This is a genomic window from Arthrobacter sp. 9AX (assembly GCF_902506095.1).
GTDB lineage: Bacteria > Actinomycetota > Actinomycetes > Actinomycetales > Micrococcaceae > Arthrobacter.
Window position 1 is genome coordinate 2,199,395 of record NZ_LR733293.1, and the last position, 17,824, is coordinate 2,217,218.

Genomic DNA, 17,824 nt, shown 5'->3' on the forward strand with positions numbered 1-17,824 from the left:
GCGTCTCAGGCCCCGGCCGGGTGGAGAACGACTTTTGTCCAGCCGTCTTCGCGGCTGTCGAAGTTCTTGTAGCCCTCAGGGGCCTGATCCAGGGGCAGTTCATGGCTGACAATGAAGGACGGGCTGGCCTTTCCACCGGCGATGAGGTCGCGCAAGGCCCGGTTGTACTTTTTGACGGGACACTGGCCTGAGCCCATCGTTTGTCCCTTGAACCAGAATTTTCCGTAGTCGAAGGCTATTTGGCCCTGCTGCTCAAGCTTGTCAGGGCTTCCAGGGTCCTGGGGCAGGAACACACCAACCACACCCAGGCCGCCGACGAACCGCACGGAATCCACGAGCCGGTTCAGGGTCATGTTCGGATGCTCGGTTCCGCCCGGATCGTGCGCCTGGTAACCAACGCATTCGCAGCCCCGGTCTGCCCCGAACCCCATGGTCTGGTCCTTGACGAATTCGACGGGGTCCACTTCCGCATCGTTAACCGGGATGGCACCAATCTGTTCGGCCAGCTTCAAGCGGTCGTTGTGGCGGTCCACCACCATGACTTTGCCGGCCCCTTTGATGATGGCGGAGTAGGCCGCCATCAGCCCGACGGGCCCTGCACCATAGATAACCACGGAGTCCCCCGGGTAGACCCCGGCCATTTCCGTGGCATGCCAGCCGGTGGGGAAAATGTCGGCGACCATCACGTAATCGAGTTCTTTCTCTACGGAGTCCTCGCCCAGGCGCAGGCAGTTGAAGTCGCCATATGGCACGCGCAGGTACTCGGCCTGGCCGCCCTGGTACGGTCCCATGTCCGCAAACCCATAGGCTGCGCCGGCGAGCTTTGGTTCAGGCTGCATCGTCAGGCAGTAGTTCGTGAAGCCACGTTCGCAGTTCTTGCAGAACCCACAGGCGATGTTGAACGGCAGAACCACACGATCGCCTACTTTTACCTTGCTCACCGCAGGGCCGGTCTCCACCACCTCGCCCAGGTTTTCGTGTCCGAAGGAGCGTCCGGTTTCAAAGCTGGTGCGCCCTTCGTACATGTGGAGGTCCGAGCCGCATATGTTGGCGGATGTGATCCGCACCAGCACGTCAGCGGGATGTTCGATTTTGGCGTCGGGTATTTCCTCGACGCTGACGTTGTTGGGTCCTTTGTAAACTACTGCCTTCACTGTCCGCTCTTTTCCTGTGTCCACCCTGCAGGTCGCGTATCCGTGTTTCCGGGCGCACGTCACCCAGGTACGCGTGCTGAGCTGCGAGGTAGTGGGATATGTGTAGGACCTCTGGGTCCACCGGAACTGGGGGAGGCCCAAGGATTAAGGTGGCTGGCTGCCCGGGGAACCCCGCTGGCCGGCCCCTTAGCGAAATGGCTAGCTACTGAACCTTTATGCTAAGTACCCTTATTAAAAAAGTCGAGGGGTAGTGGCAAATGCTGCAGAATTTCAGCGCCCGAGGACTTCATGAGGCTAAGGCCAGGAGGTAGGGAAAACGGATCCTGCTGCCCAGGCGACGACGTCCCGCGCTTCTGCGCACCGGCCCTTTCATCAGCCCTCCCGGAGGCGTAGGGTCAATTCCGCCGGGAACGGTCGTAGCCGTCAGAGGAGCGGACATGGCTGGATGGAATGCAGACACAGCTGCGGGGCCCGTGGGGGCGGGAACGGTAACGCTGGTGGAGGGCTCATCTTTTTGCATCTCCGCCGCCAACGGCGACATCCACCCGGACCTACCCCATGGTGTGTTCCACGAGGACACCCGGATCCTGTCCGGGTGGAGCATGACGGTGAACGGCCGGTCGCTCGAGCCGCTGGCCACGGAAACGAGGGAACCCTACCGGGCACTGTTCATCGGCCGGGTTCCGCGCGAGGACGGATACGCGGACAGCCCTTTGATCGTGGAGCGGCTGCGGGAAGTGGCTGCCGGCGTTGTTGAGGAAATCACCCTCCGCAACTATTCCGGGGACCCAGTGGAGTGCAGCATCTCCGTCGGCGTCGATTCGGACTTCGCGGACCTGTTCGAGGTAAAGGAGGCGAGGGTCCAGCGACGGTGGCAGGTCATCCGTGGAGCCGACGGCGATTCCCTGATTATCAGCGCGGCCTGGCAGGACCTGCGGAAGGCTGTCCTGGTGCGGGGGCGCGGGGCCGTAGCCACCACCGGCGCGCTTACGTACCAGGCCATGGTGCCCGGTCACGGCCAATGGAGCGCGCAGCTCAGCGTCGCACCGGCCGGGGAGCATAACGTTTCGCGGCCGGTCAGGCACGGTACCTCACCGAGCGACCGGCACCAGGAGTGGGCAGCGAAAATCCCCAGGCTGCAGATGACCAACCGGTCCATCATGCGGACGCTGCGGCGCAGCTACGACGACCTCGGCGCACTTCGAATCGAAGACCCCGCGCATCCGGAGCGCATTGTGGTGGCTGCGGGAGCGCCATGGTTCATGACGCTGTTTGGACGTGATTCGCTGTGGGCTTCCGAAATGGCCCTGCCTGTGGACCCTTCGCTGGCTCTTGGCACCTTGCAGACCCTGGCTGACCGCCAGGGCAAGGTGGTGGACCCGGTGAGTGAGGAGGAACCCGGGAAGATCCTCCACGAGGTACGGCTGGGGGTGTCCTCCGGGCTGGCTCTGGGCGGCAAGTCCGTCTATTACGGCAGCGTGGACGCCACTCCCCAGTTCGTGATGACATTGGCCTCCGTGAGCCGGTGGGGATTCGCGAAGGACACCATCGCCGCCCTCCTGCCCAACGCGGACCGCGCACTGGACTGGGTCCGGAAGTACGGCGACAAGGACGGAGACGGCTTCGTCGAGTACTCCCGTCTCAATAACCACGGCCTGCTCAACCAGGGCTGGAAGGACTCGTGGGACGGCATCAACTTCGCCGACGGCACCCTCGCCGAGCCGCCGATAGCTCTATGCGAGGTGCAGGCGCTGGTGTACTCCGCGTTGCTGTCACGGGCGTGGATGGCGTACGACGGCGGCGACGCGCCTTTGGCGGCGCAGCTCACCGAAGAGGCGGCGGCGCTGAAGAAGAAGTTCAACGAGGCATTCTGGCTGCCGGAACGCGGCTACTTCGCTGTGGCGCTGGATGGCAGGAAGCGTCCGGTGGACGCCTGTGCCTCAAACATGGGCCAGTGCCTGTGGCACGGCATTGTTGACGATGACAAGGTGCCGCTGGTGGCCGAACGGCTGATGTCGCCTGAAATGTTCAGCGGATGGGGCGTCCGGACCCTTGCCGCGAACATGGGCGCCTACAACCCGGCAAGCTACCACAATGGGTCTGTCTGGCCGCACGACAACGCCATCATCGCCGCAGGCCTCATGCGCTACGGCTTCGTGGAGGAGGCGCAACGGATCGCTACGGCCCTGCTCGAAGCAGCGGACTACTCCGGCGGGCGGCTGCCCGAACTGTTCTGCGGTTTCAGCCGGGAACAGGTGAGTGAACCGGTGCCGTACCCGACGGCCTGCTCACCCCAGGCGTGGGCAGCCACTACACCCATCATGCTGATCACCAGCCTGATGCGGTACGACGCCCACGTTTCGCGGGGCGGCTTCTGGTTGGACCCGGCCCTGCCGGAAACTTACGGGGATCTGCACATTACCAACGCACCCCTGGCCGGCGGCAGGATCACCATTGACATCACCCGTTCGGGGCCGTTGGTGCAGGGTCTGCCGGAGGGCATCACATTCCACCGTGGACACCGGCCGTGGCTCACCGAGCTCATTTCGCAGGCCGGACTAGGCGCCAAAGGCTGAGGCACCAGGGTCGTTTCAAACTGCGGGCGGGGGAGATGGGGTACTCAGCACCAGGAGGAACGGGGTCTGCACGGGTGCGCTGGCGCGGCAGGTCGCCCCCCCCTTTTTCCGAAGGTAGTGCTTGAATCGTGCGGGGACCGGGGACCGAGCGGCACCACATGGTGCTGCATCCCGGTCCCCGGCCCGTCAACCGGGGGCTACGCCTTAACGTATCCGTTGGGGTTCAGAACGAACTTTGTTGCCGAGCCGGCGTCGAATTCGGCGTACCCGCGCGGTGCATCCTCCAGTGGGATCGCTGTGGCATTCACGGCCTTGGCGATCTGGACCTTGTCATGCAGGATGGCCATCATCAGTTGCCGGTTGTACGACATGACGGGGCACTGGCCGGTGGTGAAGGACAGGGACTTTGCCCACCCTGTGCCCAACGACAGCGACAGGGAACCGTGCTTGGCGGCCTCGTCAATGCCACCGGGGTCGCCGGTAACGTACAGGCCGGGGATGCCAAGGGCGCCACCTGCTGCCGTGATGTCCATGAGGGAATTCAGCACCGTGGCCGGGGATTCGTGGGATGCGTCCTTGCCGTGCCCGCGGGCTTCGAACCCCACGGCGTCGACACCGCAATCCACCTCAGGAACCCCAAGGATCTGCTCGATCTGGTCCTTCGGGTCCCCCATGGAGACGTTCACCGTTTCGCACCCGAAGGAGCGGGCCTGCGCCAGGCGGTCCTCGTTCATGTCACCGACAATCACGACGGCAGCACCGAGCAGCTGGGCGCCCACGGCGGCTGCGAGTCCCACCGGGCCTGCGCCGGCTATATAAACGGTGGACCCGACGCCGACTCCCGCGGTGACGGCGCCGTGGAACCCTGTGGGAAATATATCGGACAGCATGGTCAGGTCCATGATCTTCTCCAGGGCCTGGTCGCGGTCCGGGAACCGGAGGAGGTTCCAGTCGGCGTAGGGGACCAGCACGTACTCTGCCTGGCCACCCACCCAGCCGCCCATGTCCACATACCCGTAGGCGCTGCCCGGCCGATCCGGATTGACGTTCAGGCAGATGCCGGTTTTGCGCTCCTTGCAGTTCCGGCAGCGGCCACAGGAGATGTTAAAGGGCACCGAGACGATGTCTCCCACCTTGATGAACTCCACATCCGGTCCGACTTCCACAACCTCGCCGGTGATTTCGTGGCCGAGGACCAGGTCCTTCGGTGCAGTGGTGCGGCCCCGGACCATGTGCTGGTCCGAGCCGCAGATGTTGGTGGTCACCGTTCGCAGGATCGCACCGTGGGGTACTTTCCGGCCCACGTTGGCTGGATTGACGCCGGGGCCGTCTTTGAGTTCGAAGGTGGGGTAGTCGGTGTTGATGATCTCAACGACACCGGGTTCCTTGTATGCGACGGCTCTGTTTCCTGACATGGAGACTCCTTTGGCTACGGGGGTTTGGTGCTGGGATCTGGTGGCCGGCCCTGTGTGTGGGGGGAGGCCTTGAACGCGTCCGGCGGTTGCCGGCTCTGCCCCGTTGCCCGGAAGCGGTGCTTCGATGAGGATACCTCCCCAGGTTTCAGGCCACCGAAGCACCATTCACGGGAACGGGACAGAGCTGACATTTTTGTGGCGGGTAGAGATGTATCAGACGACGGACTCGTCCCGCTCAATGGTTTTGCAGTGGGTGGCGCCGTCGTCGAGGAGCATCAGATCGGGACTGTTTCCCGGACCTGTGCACATGACTGTTGCCGCGCGGCCCGGGTGGTGTGCAGAAGTATCAACGACGTCGTGACTGAGCCGACGCCACCCGGAACAGGCGTCAGGGCCCCGGCGATGCCCCGGACGCTGGCTTCGTCCACATCCCCCACGAGGGACCCGTCGGCAAGGACGTTGGTGCCGACGTCGATCACCACGGTCCCTGACGATATGTGGCTGCCGTTCAGCAGGCCGGTGCGCCCGGCGGCGACCACCACGACGGCGGCCTTCCTGGTGTATTCCTCCAGCGGCCCCGACCTTGAGTGGCAGACGGTGACGGCGGCGTCGCGTTCCAGCAGCAGCAGGGACAGCGGTTTTCCGACGACGGCGGAACGTCCAATCACAACGACGTTCCGGCCGGCAACAGGGATGTCGAAGTGGTCAAGGATCTCGGTGACGGCCCGGGCCGTGGCAGGGGCGAACGCTGGCTGGCCGACAGCAAGGCGGCCAAGGCTGAGAGGATTCGCGCCGTCGATGTCCTTTTCAGGGGCGATGTGCCCAACCAGCGCATCTGCATCGACGCCGGGAGGCAATGGTGTCTGCAGGATGATGCCGTTGACGGACGGCTCGGCGCTGAGGTCTTTCAGGACTGAAGCCAAGGCTTGTTCTGTTGCGTCGCTGCCCAGGTCCACGATCCGGCAATGGACGCCCGCCCCTTCCGCAGCCCGTTCAATGGACCGCACATACCACTGCGTGGAGCCATCGTTGGTGGCCACAACCACTGCCAGGGTGGGGCGCAGGCCGTCCGCTTCGAGGTCCCGGGCCTGGTCGCGGACTTTCTGCTGAATGAGCTTTGCCAGGTTTCGTCCAGAGAGGAGTGTGGTGCTCAACCGAGGATCCTTTCGCGCACGCGCTTCACGAGCGAGTCGGCGGCCAGGATGACTTTGTCCTCAAGGCCATCGGTCTGGTCAGCCAGCCGGGAACGCGCTTCGTTGTCTTTGATGGCCACCACATTGATGTCGATGTTTACCCGTGCAGTGGTGGCGGCGGCCCGGGCTGCGTCCACGGCGGCGGCGATATCACTGATCACGTTGGCATTGGCCACCTCGAACAGTTCCGTGGCAAGATCCACCACCGCTCCGGCAAGGAGGATCAGCTGTGCCGGCGTTTCCGCGGCCTGGACGAGCGCGTCCCGGATTGAGGCTGTGCGTACGGCCTTGAGCTCCTCAGTGCCTGAGGGGAGCTTGTAGGCGTCGATGACGCCTTGGAACGCGTCCTGATCGGCGTCCGCGAGGCGCAGCGACTGGCCCACCAGTTCGTCAGCGCTGCTGATGATCCGGGACACGGGTCCGGCGTGCTGTTCGTATTTCGTGCCGGTGGTGTACCTGGCCACCATGGCGACAAGTGCCGCGCCCTGGGCCGCGTGGAGAGCCGCTGCTGCGCCCCCGCCCGGGGTGGGCTCGCGGGAGGCAAGCCTGGCGAGGTAGCCGTTTATTGTTTCTGAACTGATCATGTGTCTTCCTGGGGCTATGACGCTCTGCTCGACTGGACGGGTGCACGCGACGGCTCAGCTGCATGCCTGTTGAGCATGGCTGCCGGCGCCTCTCCCGCCCCGGGGCTGTGCGCACGGGCGGCTCAAAACGGCTGGAAGCGGCTAGGCATCGATCACCAAGTCGCTCTGTGCCGTGGAGCAGCAGGGCAGGAACTTGCCTGCGTCGATTTCCCGTTTTCGGATCCCGCCCTGGTGGTTCATCTCGACCTCTCCGGAAAGCTTGACGACCTTGCAGGAGCCGCACATGCCTTCCTTGCAGTTCGCACCGATCCTTACACCTGCCCGCTGCGCCACCCCGAGGATGTGTTCGCTCGGATCGATCCGCACGTTGATGCCGGTCCGCAGGAAGGACAGGGTGAGGCTGCCTGTTCCCACGGTGTCGAAGCTCGAGGCATCGGGGGCCGCGGCCTCCGGCGCAGTGTCCGCGGTGCCCTCGGAAGCAGGCGCTTCAGGCTCGATGGTTTCCAGCGCCAGCCCCGTGGCAGGCAATGTTCCCTCAGCGTCATAGCCGGGCTCGTACAGCCCGAACGCGCTGGGCTGGTTCTCGAAGTACTCCTCGGCGGAATCGGCGATTTCCTCCGCGATCTCCTCCGCGATGTCCGACGCCAGCGCGATCTCTGCCTGGTATTCAAGGAGCGTCTGGCGATCGCCCGAGAAGAATTCCATGTAGATGGAGGTCTCATCAACGCCAACCTCCTTGAGGAGCTCGGTGGCGGTGTTCAGGTAACCCTCGGGGCCGCAGGCATAGACCTGGCGGCCGTTGGCATCGGGGGCCACTTCGTCGATCATGGCTGCCGTCAGCCGTCCGCTGAGGCCTTCCCAGCCCTCGGGCTGGCTGCGGTTGCCCAAGGAGTAGAAAACCTTGATGCGCGCGTCCACGGAGGCGATGTAGGCCAGTTCCCGGTGGAAGGCGAAACCTCCGGCCTCGGCTCCGTGGTAGAGCACCACGACGTTTGCATGTCCAGGCAGGGAATGGATGGTCCGCACCATGGACATGATGGGAGTGATGCCTGCACCGGCGGCCAGCAGGAGGTACCGTGCCCGGCGGTCAGCATCGGGCAGGTGGAATGCCCCGACCGGGCCGAGCATCTCGAGGACGGTGCCGGGCCGGACGTTTTCATGCACCCACGGTGACACCAGTCCAGTGGCGTCACGTTTGACGCTGATGCTGAAGGTCCACGGCTCCGTGGGTGAACTGGACAGCGAGTAGCTGCGGTCCACCGGATCCTGGTCCTCGCCGTTCACGGGGAACGCGACGTTGACGTACTGCCCCGCGCGGAACGCCAGGGGCGCTCCGTCGCAGCGGCGGAACACGAAGGTCATGATGCCGCCTGCCTCGGGAATGGTCTCCACGCATTCGGCCGTGAACTCCTGTGGGTGCCAGGGGCCCAGTGCACGGGCGGCGCGGGCAGGTGCCTCGGTACTGCCCATCACCCTGTTCCACGGCATCTCCAGACCGCGGATACGCTGCGTCTCCTGGACCTGCTGTGGTTCCTGGACCGCCGTCTCAGTGAGGACTTCAGTCATGCCAAGTGCTCCTGCACGCGCTGCACGTACCAGTTGATGAACGCCTCAACCTGGTATTCGCTCTTCATGTACGGGCCAGGCTCGTAGGCGGGGCTGCCGGCACCCTGCTGGCACAGCTCCACGAACGCCTTGTCCTGCAGGTTTGTCTGCTTCCAGGTGTAGGTGAGCTTCTCCAGGTCGTAATCGACGCCTTCCTCGGCGTCGTCAGCCACCAGCCAGGTGGTGCGCACCAGCGACTGGTGTTCGTTGATGGGGAAAACGCCGAACGTGATGACGTGGTCGCCCAGGAAGTGGAACCAGCTGTTCGGCTGCAGGTGCATGGAGCAGCGGCCGAGGCGGAAGTCCGGCAGGTCGCCGAGAAGCTTCTTGGAAAGCCTGCGCCCGTCGGCCGAGAACGATTCGCCCTCGCCGTCCAGCGATTCCCGTGAGATCCGGATTCCCGCAATGCGTGTGTCGAGCTCCTCGACCACCTCGTAGGGCAGGCCATAGCGGCGGCAGCGCTCTTCCAGGGCGGACTGGGCATTCTTGTTGCGGTCCCACACTTCCTCAAGGTGGGGCGGAATCAAGCCCTCCGTCAGCCCCCAGGTGGGGAAGAGGGAGCAGGCGAGCTCAGGGTGGCCGTCACAGTGGTAGCACTCACGGTTGTTCTCCATGACGAGCTTCCAGTTGCCCTCTTCGATGATGTTCTGCTGGTAGGCGATTTTCGTCTTCGACAGGTTGTGGGGCGCGAGGTAGGGCTCGAAGATCTTCGCCGTTTCGTCGAAGTCGGCCGGCGGTTCGTTTGCAATGCAGACGAAGATGAGGCCGGCGATCTCGCGTCCGTGGGCGCGCTTGAGGGCGAAGCAGCTCTTGTCGAACTTCGCTTCTCCCGGGGCGGACGCGTGGATCAGGTCGCCGCTGGGGGAATAGGTCCAGGAGTGGTAGCCGCACACAAGGTTTCCGGTCGAGCCGGTGGATTCAGTCAGAACCCGGGCGCCGCGGTGGCGGCACACGTTGTGCAGAACGTTCACGTCGCCGTCGTCATTGCGAAGCACAATCAGGGAGTAGGGCCCGTAGTCGACGGTGACGTAGTCGCCCGGCTCCGGCAGTTCGGCTGTGCTGGCGGCGAAGATCCAGTGCTGGCCGAAAATGGCCTCCATGTCGGTGTTGAAAATCGCCGGATCAGTGTAGAAGGGCGCGCCGAGGGAAAATCCCTTGCGCCGGAAGTCGAACAGATCTTTGATTTCCGCCAGCTGCTCAGGAGGCAGCGACGAAGCGAGTTTTCCGCGTGAAGTGAGGGGCGCGTTCACTTGAGCAGTCATGAGTGTCCTTTGGGAGGCTGAGTAACTTAGGTGGTGGGGACCATACGGAGTTGGTGGGCAACCGGCGTCGAAATCTTGGTAGTCATGAGATTAGGGACCTTTGAACTGCAACAAAAGCGCAAGATTTGGGAGATAACAGTGCACAATAGGTGCATGATTGATCCCCGGCTCATAACCCTGAGGGTGTTTGCCCAGTGCGGCACCGTTGGCGCCACCGCGCAGCTCACCGGGTACTCCCCGTCCGCCGTCTCCGCGCAACTGCGGGAGCTCCAGCGCGTACTGGGAATGCAGCTGCTGACAAAGGACGGTCGCGGTGTGCGGCTCACCGCCACGGGCCGCTTCCTCGTTGATGGTTCGGACACCCTTATGGCGGATTGGGAGAGCCTGCGCGCGGCGGCCATGGAGGCCGGCGACCAAATGCCGGCCCGTTTTGGCCTCGGGGGGTTTTCCACGGCAGCCGCCCAGTTGCTCGCGCCACTGGCCGCCACCCTCCGCTCAACACGACCACTGCTTGAGGTGCAGGTACTGGAAGCCAATCCTGCCCGCTGCTTCGACTTGCTGGTCGCCGAGCGAATCGACCTCGCGGTCATCATCGCCATGCAGTCCGGGAGCTACGTTGAGGACGATCCACGCTTCGAGCAGACGGTCCTGCTGGACGATCCCCTGGACGTGATCATTCCCTCCGACCATCCGCTGGCCTCGCGGGAAACGGTCACGCTCGAGGAGCTGGCATCGGAACCCTGGATCACAGAGTCGGCCGGGTCCACTTACCATGCCCTGTTTACGGCCGCGTTCACCGCAGTCGGGGTAACGCCGCGGATTGCCCATGAAGCGGTTGAATGGGAAACCCAGATCGCTTTCGTTGGTGCGGGGCTCGGCGTGGGCCTGCTGCCGCGGCTGGCACCCCTGCGCAGTGCCGAAAACGTGGTTCGACTGCGCATTGCCGGGAAAGGGAAGCCCGCGCGCCGCATTGTCGCCGCGGTACGGAGGGGCAGCATTGCATCACCCCTGATCCAGGAGTCGCTGAGCATTTTGCAGGTCAGAGCCAATCGGATCCTTGCTGCCCGCCCCGAAGACGATCTCTAGAGGCCGCGCGCCGGGGCCTGCGACACCCACGCGCGGAGAACCGTCTCTTGAACTTGCGTTCGGAGGTTTGATGGTTTGATGGGTCAGTGCTCCGCGTAAAACGTTTTGTGGTTTTGATCCTGTTCGTAGTTTGTGTGAGCACCGGGTTTTCATTCTGGGCTCTGGGGCCGTCAGGCCTTGAGACGGGAGGCGCCTTGCCGGCGCCGCCGCGGGCGGCCGCGGACCTCGAAGTGAGCTCGGCCGGCATCACCACCGCCGTGAACGTCACGCGGAACCCGGAGGCCCAGTGGCTGATGGATGCCGGGGAGCAGACCGGGATCCCTGCCCGGGCGCTGCGTGCGTACGTTGCCGCGGCCGAAACGGCCAATGATTCCATGCCGGGCTGCGGAATCGGCTGGAATACGCTGGCGGCGGTCGGCTTCGTCGAATCAGCACACGGAACCTACGGCGGCGGCAGCCTTGACGCCGCAGGGCAGGCCGGCGGCCACATTGTGGGACCGAGCCTGAACGGCGCAGGCTTCGCGGCCATTCCGGACACGGACGGAGGCGCCGTGGACAACGACGCCCGCTGGGACCGTGCCGTCGGACCCATGCAGTTCATTCCCTCCACCTGGCGGCTTGCCGGGCGGGACGGGAACGGGGACGGAACAGCGGATCCGTTCAATATCGACGACGCCGCACTCAGCGCGGCCACCTATCTGTGCGCCAACGGGCGGGATCTGACAACCTCCGAAGGCTGGAGGAAGGCCATTTACTCCTACAACCAATCCGATGCCTACATCAGCCAGGTGCGCGCCCAAGCCACGGACTACGCCACGAAGACCGGGACCCGTCAGTGACCCAACCGGCCCCTGGCGAAGTGCCAGGCACAAGAAGAACTGCATTCCGCCGTCGGGGGCTCCAACCGGCATTCCGCCCCCTCCCGGCAGCTCAATCGTGCCGCAACACGTCGGGCAGCTCGTCCACATACACCGTCTGTGGCGGCTCGAAGTAGATCACCAGCACCTCGTCACCCACTGCAAAGCCACTCGTTTTGTCGAAAGGGTGGGCGTGGAAAGCCATCGTGCCGCCGAGGTAGGGCAACATCACTTCGCCGATGGTGCCCGGCCCGATGCGTCCGGTTACCCGCCCGACCTTCCCGGTCAGGCTCCGGTCAACCTCACGATGCATCCGGTGCCTTGGGAGCCGGAGGTGTCCGTTTGGCTTCCTTGCCGTTCTTAAGCGCGGAGGCGAGGGCGGGAAGGTAGTCGCCAGCCTGGGCGAGGATTCCGCCAAGCATTTTGTTGACTCCCTCGCCGCCATTGAGGACTGTCATCTGGCCCACGTGCGAGAACGGCTCGGCTGCCGCGGCGATGATGGCCGGCATGTTTTCGGCGAGCTGCTGCGAGATCACCGCGTCCTGGTTGGTCCCCAACGCCTCAGCCCGGGCCTTGATGCCGTCCGCCTCGGCCAGCGCCTTCGCCTTGATCGCGGACGCCGCGGCGTCGCCCTTCGCCTTGGTGGCTGCGGCTTCGGCTTCACCGGTGACCTTGGTGGCCCCTGCGGTAGCAGCCGCTGCGGTGGCATTCGCCTGGGCCAGCAGTTCTGTCCGCCGGGCATTGGCCTGGGCTTCAAGCTCGGTACGGCGTGCCAGTGCCTCGGCGGCGCTGATGTCCGCCGCCTTCTTGCCTTCCGCTTCCGTCCGGGTGGCGTAGGCCTTCGCATCGGCCGGTTTCCGGACGATGGTCTGCAGCTTCTGCTCCTCCCGGTCCGCCTCCAGCTTGGCGACCTCCGTCTCCTGGACCACCACCTGCTGCCGCGCAGTCGCCTCGGCCAGCGGCCCGGCCTGGGCGGCGTTGGCTTTGGCACGCTCCGCATTCGCCTGCGCCACCGACTGCCGAATCGCCGAAATGCTCTGCGCATCCGCGATCAGCGCCGCCGCTTCGGCTTCCTTCTCAGCCGCTTCGCGGTTGCGGGTAGCCTCGGCGATGCGGGCCTCCATTTTCACTTGGGCAATATGCGGCTTGGCGATGTTCTCGATGTACCCCGTGGGATCCTGCAGGTCCTTGATCTGCAGGGAATCCACCACGAGCCCCAGTTTTTCCATCTCCACACCACTGGCGCTGCGGACCTGTGAACCAAGCTTGTCCCGCTCCCGGATGATTTCCTCCATGGTCATGCTGCCGATGATGGACCGCAGGTGCCCCTCAAAGACGTTGTACACCTGGCTCTCCATCTTCGGCTGCTGGCCCAGGAACCGCCGCGCCGCATTGGCGATAAACGGCGGAGCGTCTCCGATTTTGTAAATGACCACACCCTCGACAATTACCTGGATGCCCTGGGACGTGACACAGGAGACCTTGAGCTCAGTCTCGTTCAGCGTCAGCGACAGAGCCCGCACCGTCTGCAGGCCGGGCAGGACCAGAGCGCCCTTCCCCGTCACAATCTTGAAATCCATCCCCGCCCGGGTTTCAAGGGTTCCGCGGGTCAGCCCGGAGATGATGAGGGCCTCGTTGGGTTCCGCCACCTTCCACATCAGCTTTGTGGCCAGCCAAATGAAACCGACGGCCACAAGCACTCCCAGGATCGTGGCAATCAGCGGGAAGAATGCTGAGACGTCCGGCATGGCCAGATCCTTTCAGGGGGCGGAACAGGCATGGTGTAGCCAGTCTGATTGGGCGCCGCCCAAGAGTCCAGAGCCCGGCGATATTTGCCTTCGGCAACGAACAAATTGGCGTACGACGACGGGACTTGGCTCACGTCGTCGGGCGCGGGCTGGGTGCCGGGCCTACGTCGTTGCCTCACCCGGGACGTCGGCCCGGTCCGGCCTTCGGGCAGCGGGCCTCCCCGTGCCGGGCGGGGTTGCGGACGAGCGCTGATGCTGCCGCAGGGCCAGCAGCGGAAACAGGAGCACCGAGAGCATCCCGGCCCCCACGAGTGCCGACGCGATGCCGCTGGAAATGAGCCCCTCGTCCCGGCCAATGCCCGTCACCGCCACGATGATGGGCAGTCCTGTGGCCGCGAACAGGACGATGGCCCGTTTGTCGCCGGGCGGCGATTTCGGCGGAGCGGCGAGCAACGAGGGCAGCCCACGGATGACCAGCAGGAGCACCAGGAACAGGGGGACCAGGGCCAGGGCGGCGGGGCTGCCCGTCAGCGCGCCGAGTTCGAAATCGATACCGGTGTCGATAAAGAAGACAGGCACCAGGAATCCGAACGCAATCGCGTCGATCTTCATCTCGATGACATGCCGGTCGTGTTCGGGCGCCCGCGCGATCGCGACCTTCCACAGAACTCCCGCGGCGAAAGCACCCAGCAGCATATCGAGTCCCAGCACCATGCTCAGGACAACGAGCACGCTCAGGATGAACATGATGGACCGGACGGCGAACTGGCCGCTGGTGTGCAGGGTCCGGGTGACCTGGGAGTGGAACAGGGAGTGCCGTGCACGGGAGGCGAGATAGATTGCCAGGCCGGTGAGCAGCACAAATCCGAGCAGCACCGCGGTGGCAGGTCCCAGCTCCCGTCCGCTGAAGAACAGCGAGATTGCCACCAATGGACCAAACTCACCAACCGCACCCAGCGCGGCCACAGCGATACCCATTGGGGATTTCAAATCGCCGGCGTCACGGAGGATCGGGAGCAAGGTGCCCAGAGCCGTGGAACACAATGCGACGCCAATAATCACCGCCGCCTCCGGCCCAGGGGCCAGGACGAGCCCGGCACCGATACCTGCCGCCAGCGACATGACCCAGCCTGCCGCTGCACGGTTGGCAGGCCGGCCCCGGATGGCTGCGAAATCAATCTCGTTGCCTGCCACGAAGAAGAGCATGGCCAGCCCAAAATCCGCCAGGGTGTCAGTGAACTGGGTGGACTGAATCCACCCCAGCAGGCTGGGGCCGAGCACGATGCCGAGGACTATCTCGAACACCACAATGGGCACCTTGAGCACCCGCTCCAGGAAACGGGCGGCGAGGGGTGCGGCAACAGCAAGCAACGCGATCAGCACCAGTGACGTGGACAGGCTTTCCATCAGCTGTTCCCCTGGCGCTGCGCTTCCACCCGGCGTTGAGCCGCGGTATCAACGTTCAAGCCGGCCAACGCTGCCTCCTTCACGCGGACGCCACACGTGCCTGCCGGGCCTCACGTGGTTGAGGCCCCCTCGGCCGGATTACTCTTCGGCGTGCCCTGGTTCTGCCGTGCTTCCGCCGGGCGCGCCTCCCGTTCTGTTGGCGTCCGGGTTTCGATACCGCTGGCGGCTCCGGCGGGCACCGCCGGCTTGATGTTCTGGTTGATGTGGAAGAAGTTATCGGGATCGTACTTGGCTTTGAGCTCGGCAAGGCGTGCATAGTTCGATCCGAGGGTGTCCTCAATCCTGGACTGGTCGTCCGCGTCCTGGAAGTTGATGTATCCGCCCGGCTCGGAGTACTGGTGCAGCGCAGCCCAGTAGTCCCGGACCCAGGCGATATTTGCCGCGTTGTCGGACGCGTCAGGCCACTGCCCGGCAATCGCCGGGGCGAAGTTCACGTTCCGGTAGGCGAAAGCGGTTGCCTCCGGCGCCACGCGCTGGACTGCCCCGTCAATCGGGTAGAAGTGGTTGGCCGAGTGGACGGTGGGGATACCTGGCGAGAATCCGACGGCGGTGCGCAGCACGTCGTCGCTGAGGGCCTTCAGGAAATCAGCTTTCCAGTAGCCCTGCAATCCTGGGACGCCGCTGAGCCCGTCGAACATGATGTTCAGACCCGGGTAGGGCATGGGAGCAAAGAAGCTGCCCAGTGCCGGGCCAGCGTCCAGCATCGGCTGCCAGTGCCTCGGACCCGCGTCAACGTCGCCCGTCCACATCCCTGCGATGACCGCGACCGGACGGCCATGCCACTCTTCCGGCAGGAAGGGCACCGGAGGACCCTGGTGGAACCCCAGGAAGGCGCCCATCTCCTCGGGCTCGGCGGCAATCCACTCGCGGTATGCCCTGCCCACTTCGACGCCGTCGGCGGCGTCGAAGAAGATGATTCCCACATGGACCATGTCCACCGGGTGGAGCCGGAACTCCATTGACGTCACCGCGCCGAAGTTGCCGCTTCCGCCACGGAGGGCCCAGAACAGGTCCACGTTCTCCGCTTCGCTGGCCGTCACGAACGAACCGTCAGCCAGGACCACATCGGCCGACACCAGGTTGTCGCAAGCGAGGCCGTACTTGCGGCAAAGGTAACCGATGCCGCCGCCCAACGTAAGCCCGGTGACACCGGTGGAGCCGATGATCCCGCCGGTGCTCGCGAGGCCGAACGCGTGCGTCGCATGGTTGTAGTCCGCCCATGTGGCACCCGGTTCCACCCGAGCCGTCCTGGCACCGGGGTCCACCCGCACACCCCGGAGGGCCGAGAAGTCAAGGACCAGGCCGCCGTCGACTGTTCCAAAGCCCGGAGCGCTGTGCCCGCCGCCGCGGATGGCGACGTCAATCTTTAGGCCGCGGGCAAAACGGACGGCGGCCATGACGTCGGCAACCTGGGAGACCCGCAGCACCGCCGCGGGCCGGCGGTCGATCATGCCGTTGAACACGGTGCGGGCCGTGTCGTATTCGGCGTCTCCCTCGTCGATGACCTGCCCGCGGACCTGTTCGCGAAGCACGTCGAAGCGATCGCTGCCCATCACAACTCCAGATATTTCCCGAGAGACCAAAGGGACGGCCGGCTCCATACAGGGCCCAGCGGGCGCCAGCGTGATGATACTCCCGGTATACGCCCGGCCCTGAAACGGGTCAAGGGGGTGGCAGCCCCCTGGTTTTTACCGGAGCACCCGGTAGCGGATATGGGTCACCAGCCCGGTGCCGCCCACTTCGGTCGGCTCCAGCTTGATGTTCCCAACACCGTCCAGCAGCCGCTCGCCGCCGCCCAGCAGCAGCGGTGAGATGTGCAGGCGCAGTTCGTCGACCAGCCCGGCCGAAAGGAACTGCCGGGCCGTCCCGGCGCCGCCGGCTACGGCGATGTCTTTGCCGGCCGCGGCCTCCCGCGCCTGCGCGAGGGCGGAGTTGATCCCGTCAGCCACGAAGTGGAACGTTGTGCCGCCCTCCAGCTCCAGGGGAGGGCGCGGGTGGTGCGTGAGCACAAAAACGGGGGCGTGATAGGGAGGTTCCTCACCCCACCAGCCGCGCCAGTCCTGACTCCATGGGCCGGGACCAGGGCCCGCGAACATGTTGCGGCCCATGATGTAGGCGCCGGCCGAAAGGATGCCCTTGAGCGCCGCAGCGTTGGCTTCGGGTTCCTCGAACTGCCACCGGTGCAGTGCCTCTCCGCCCTCGCCCAAGGGGTTCTCCGGTGTTTGGTTGGGGCCGGCAAGGAATCCGTCCAGGGATACGGTGAGATCGCAGGTGACGCTGTTCATGGCTTCCCTTCCGCTTGCGGCAGCACGGCGGCGACAGCGCTGATTTCCACGAGTGCTCCGGGCACGCCGAGCCCCGCCACAAACGCCGCCGTCACCAAGGGCGGGTCTTCGGAGGCGAGTTCGGCGGCGATGGCGCCGTACCCTGCAGCGCTGTCGGCGCCGTCGACAAAGAGCACGGTCCACTGCACAACGTCGCCGATGGTTGCGCCACCGGCAGCGAGGGCGGTTTTAGCGTTCTGGAGTGCGCGGGCAGACTGCACCGCTGCATCGCCCGCCCCCACCAGCGACCCGTTGGCGTCCACCGCATTCTGGCCACCGACGAATACAGTGGTGGCGCCCGGCGGCACGATGGCAACGTGGCTGAAGGCCGGACTTCTCACGAGTCCCGCGGGGCGGATGCGCTGTATGGGTGACATGCCCGTATGCTCTCACGCACGCCGCCACCACGGGTAGACCCTGGGGCGGGCGGGGAAGAGCCTGGCCCCACCTGTCTTCACTGGAGAAAACCAGATTCACGCCTAAAAAGTTTGGACTGTTGTGCATCCACAGGGGACGTCCCGCCGGTAGTGAAGGTGTAAGCACAAGCACAGCC

At 64.9% G+C, this 17,824-nt stretch carries 15 protein-coding genes; 3 read left to right on the plus strand and 12 right to left on the minus strand.

The features are described from left to right. Positions 1-5 precede the first annotated feature (5 nt). The gene (locus tag BACI348_RS10080) at positions 6-1,154 is read right to left on the minus strand and encodes a glutathione-independent formaldehyde dehydrogenase (RefSeq protein WP_159825421.1); all 1,149 of its coding nucleotides are present in this window, start codon (positions 1,152-1,154) and stop codon (positions 6-8) included. A 437-nt stretch (positions 1,155-1,591) separates the two neighbouring features. On the opposite strand from BACI348_RS10080, the gene BACI348_RS10085 reads away from it, so the two are divergent. Further along, on the plus strand, positions 1,592-3,730 hold the full coding sequence (locus BACI348_RS10085) for an amylo-alpha-1,6-glucosidase (RefSeq protein WP_159825423.1): 2,139 nt from the start codon (positions 1,592-1,594) through the stop codon (positions 3,728-3,730). Between the two features lie 197 nt (positions 3,731-3,927). Here the strand turns inward: BACI348_RS10085 and fdhA are convergent, their stop codons facing one another. The 5 genes from fdhA to BACI348_RS10110 all read right to left on the minus strand — a co-directional run bounded on the left by fdhA (position 3,928) and on the right by BACI348_RS10110 (position 9,789). Next, positions 3,928-5,145 carry a formaldehyde dehydrogenase, glutathione-independent gene (gene fdhA / locus BACI348_RS10090; RefSeq protein WP_159825425.1) on the minus strand — a complete coding sequence of 406 codons (1,218 nt, stop codon included), beginning with the start codon at positions 5,143-5,145 and terminating at the stop codon, positions 3,928-3,930. A 275-nt stretch (positions 5,146-5,420) separates the two neighbouring features. Next, the gene (locus BACI348_RS10095; protein ID WP_159825427.1) at positions 5,421-6,299 is read right to left on the minus strand and encodes a bifunctional 5,10-methylenetetrahydrofolate dehydrogenase/5,10-methenyltetrahydrofolate cyclohydrolase; all 879 of its coding nucleotides are present in this window, start codon (positions 6,297-6,299) and stop codon (positions 5,421-5,423) included. Continuing rightward, positions 6,296-6,922: a cyclodeaminase/cyclohydrolase family protein gene (locus BACI348_RS10100; RefSeq protein WP_159825429.1), complete on the minus strand. Its 627-nt coding sequence runs from the start codon at positions 6,920-6,922 to the stop codon at positions 6,296-6,298. The genes BACI348_RS10095 and BACI348_RS10100 overlap by 4 nt, the downstream gene beginning before the upstream one ends. A gap of 141 nt (positions 6,923-7,063) precedes the next feature. Then, on the minus strand, positions 7,064-8,488 hold the full coding sequence (locus tag BACI348_RS10105; RefSeq protein WP_159825431.1) for a ferredoxin reductase: 1,425 nt from the start codon (positions 8,486-8,488) through the stop codon (positions 7,064-7,066). Further along, complete coding sequence (locus BACI348_RS10110) at positions 8,485-9,789, minus strand: aromatic ring-hydroxylating oxygenase subunit alpha (protein WP_159825433.1); 1,305 nt, start codon at positions 9,787-9,789, stop codon at positions 8,485-8,487. The genes BACI348_RS10105 and BACI348_RS10110 overlap by 4 nt, the downstream gene beginning before the upstream one ends. A 153-nt stretch (positions 9,790-9,942) precedes the next feature. On the opposite strand from BACI348_RS10110, the gene BACI348_RS10115 reads away from it, so the two are divergent. Continuing rightward, positions 9,943-10,875, plus strand: coding sequence for a LysR family transcriptional regulator (locus BACI348_RS10115; protein ID WP_159825435.1), 933 nt, complete (start codon positions 9,943-9,945; stop codon positions 10,873-10,875). Between the two features lie 86 nt (positions 10,876-10,961). After that, positions 10,962-11,714, plus strand: coding sequence for a lytic transglycosylase domain-containing protein (locus BACI348_RS10120; RefSeq protein ID WP_159825437.1), 753 nt, complete (start codon positions 10,962-10,964; stop codon positions 11,712-11,714). Positions 11,715-11,805: 91 nt separating this feature from the next. On the opposite strand, the gene BACI348_RS10125 is transcribed toward BACI348_RS10120, so the two are convergent. The 6 genes from BACI348_RS10125 to BACI348_RS10150 all read right to left on the minus strand — a co-directional run bounded on the left by BACI348_RS10125 (position 11,806) and on the right by BACI348_RS10150 (position 17,648). After that, on the minus strand, positions 11,806-12,045 hold the full coding sequence (locus BACI348_RS10125; RefSeq protein WP_159825439.1) for an NfeD C-terminal domain-containing protein: 240 nt from the start codon (positions 12,043-12,045) through the stop codon (positions 11,806-11,808). Next, the gene (locus tag BACI348_RS10130) at positions 12,035-13,480 is read right to left on the minus strand and encodes a flotillin family protein (protein WP_159825441.1); all 1,446 of its coding nucleotides are present in this window, start codon (positions 13,478-13,480) and stop codon (positions 12,035-12,037) included. Before BACI348_RS10130 ends, BACI348_RS10125 begins: the two co-directional genes overlap by 11 nt. Positions 13,481-13,642: 162 nt before the next feature. Next, positions 13,643-14,887 (minus strand): cation:proton antiporter, encoded by a 1,245-nt coding sequence (locus BACI348_RS10135; RefSeq protein ID WP_159825443.1) that lies wholly within the window; start codon positions 14,885-14,887, stop codon positions 13,643-13,645. 110 nt (positions 14,888-14,997) lie between these two features. Continuing rightward, positions 14,998-16,500 carry an FAD-binding oxidoreductase gene (locus BACI348_RS10140; protein ID WP_159825445.1) on the minus strand — a complete coding sequence of 501 codons (1,503 nt, stop codon included), beginning with the start codon at positions 16,498-16,500 and terminating at the stop codon, positions 14,998-15,000. Positions 16,501-16,635: 135 nt separating this feature from the next. Beyond that, positions 16,636-17,232 carry a dihydrofolate reductase family protein gene (locus BACI348_RS10145; RefSeq protein ID WP_159825447.1) on the minus strand — a complete coding sequence of 199 codons (597 nt, stop codon included), beginning with the start codon at positions 17,230-17,232 and terminating at the stop codon, positions 16,636-16,638. After that, positions 17,229-17,648: a RidA family protein gene (locus tag BACI348_RS10150; RefSeq protein ID WP_159825449.1), complete on the minus strand. Its 420-nt coding sequence runs from the start codon at positions 17,646-17,648 to the stop codon at positions 17,229-17,231. Before BACI348_RS10150 ends, BACI348_RS10145 begins: the two co-directional genes overlap by 4 nt. Positions 17,649-17,824 lie beyond the last annotated feature (176 nt).

What these genes read in the sequence shown, in the direction of transcription:
- BACI348_RS10110 (WP_159825433.1), bottom strand. Translation starts at nt 9,789, where the DNA reads ATGACTGCTCAAGTGAACGCGCCCCTCACTTCACGCGGAAAACTCGCT.
- BACI348_RS10105 (WP_159825431.1), bottom strand. Translation starts at nt 8,488, where the DNA reads ATGACTGAAGTCCTCACTGAGACGGCGGTCCAGGAACCACAGCAGGTC.
- BACI348_RS10115 (WP_159825435.1), top strand. Translation starts at nt 9,943, where the DNA reads ATGATTGATCCCCGGCTCATAACCCTGAGGGTGTTTGCCCAGTGCGGC.
- BACI348_RS10150 (WP_159825449.1), bottom strand. Translation starts at nt 17,648, where the DNA reads ATGTCACCCATACAGCGCATCCGCCCCGCGGGACTCGTGAGAAGTCCG.
- BACI348_RS10100 (WP_159825429.1), bottom strand. Translation starts at nt 6,922, where the DNA reads ATGATCAGTTCAGAAACAATAAACGGCTACCTCGCCAGGCTTGCCTCC.
- BACI348_RS10135 (WP_159825443.1), bottom strand. Translation starts at nt 14,887, where the DNA reads ATGGAAAGCCTGTCCACGTCACTGGTGCTGATCGCGTTGCTTGCTGTT.
- fdhA (WP_159825425.1), bottom strand. Translation starts at nt 5,145, where the DNA reads ATGTCAGGAAACAGAGCCGTCGCATACAAGGAACCCGGTGTCGTTGAG.
- BACI348_RS10130 (WP_159825441.1), bottom strand. Translation starts at nt 13,480, where the DNA reads ATGCCGGACGTCTCAGCATTCTTCCCGCTGATTGCCACGATCCTGGGA.
- BACI348_RS10125 (WP_159825439.1), bottom strand. Translation starts at nt 12,045, where the DNA reads ATGCATCGTGAGGTTGACCGGAGCCTGACCGGGAAGGTCGGGCGGGTA.
- BACI348_RS10140 (WP_159825445.1), bottom strand. Translation starts at nt 16,500, where the DNA reads ATGGGCAGCGATCGCTTCGACGTGCTTCGCGAACAGGTCCGCGGGCAG.
- BACI348_RS10085 (WP_159825423.1), top strand. Translation starts at nt 1,592, where the DNA reads ATGGCTGGATGGAATGCAGACACAGCTGCGGGGCCCGTGGGGGCGGGA.
- BACI348_RS10145 (WP_159825447.1), bottom strand. Translation starts at nt 17,232, where the DNA reads ATGAACAGCGTCACCTGCGATCTCACCGTATCCCTGGACGGATTCCTT.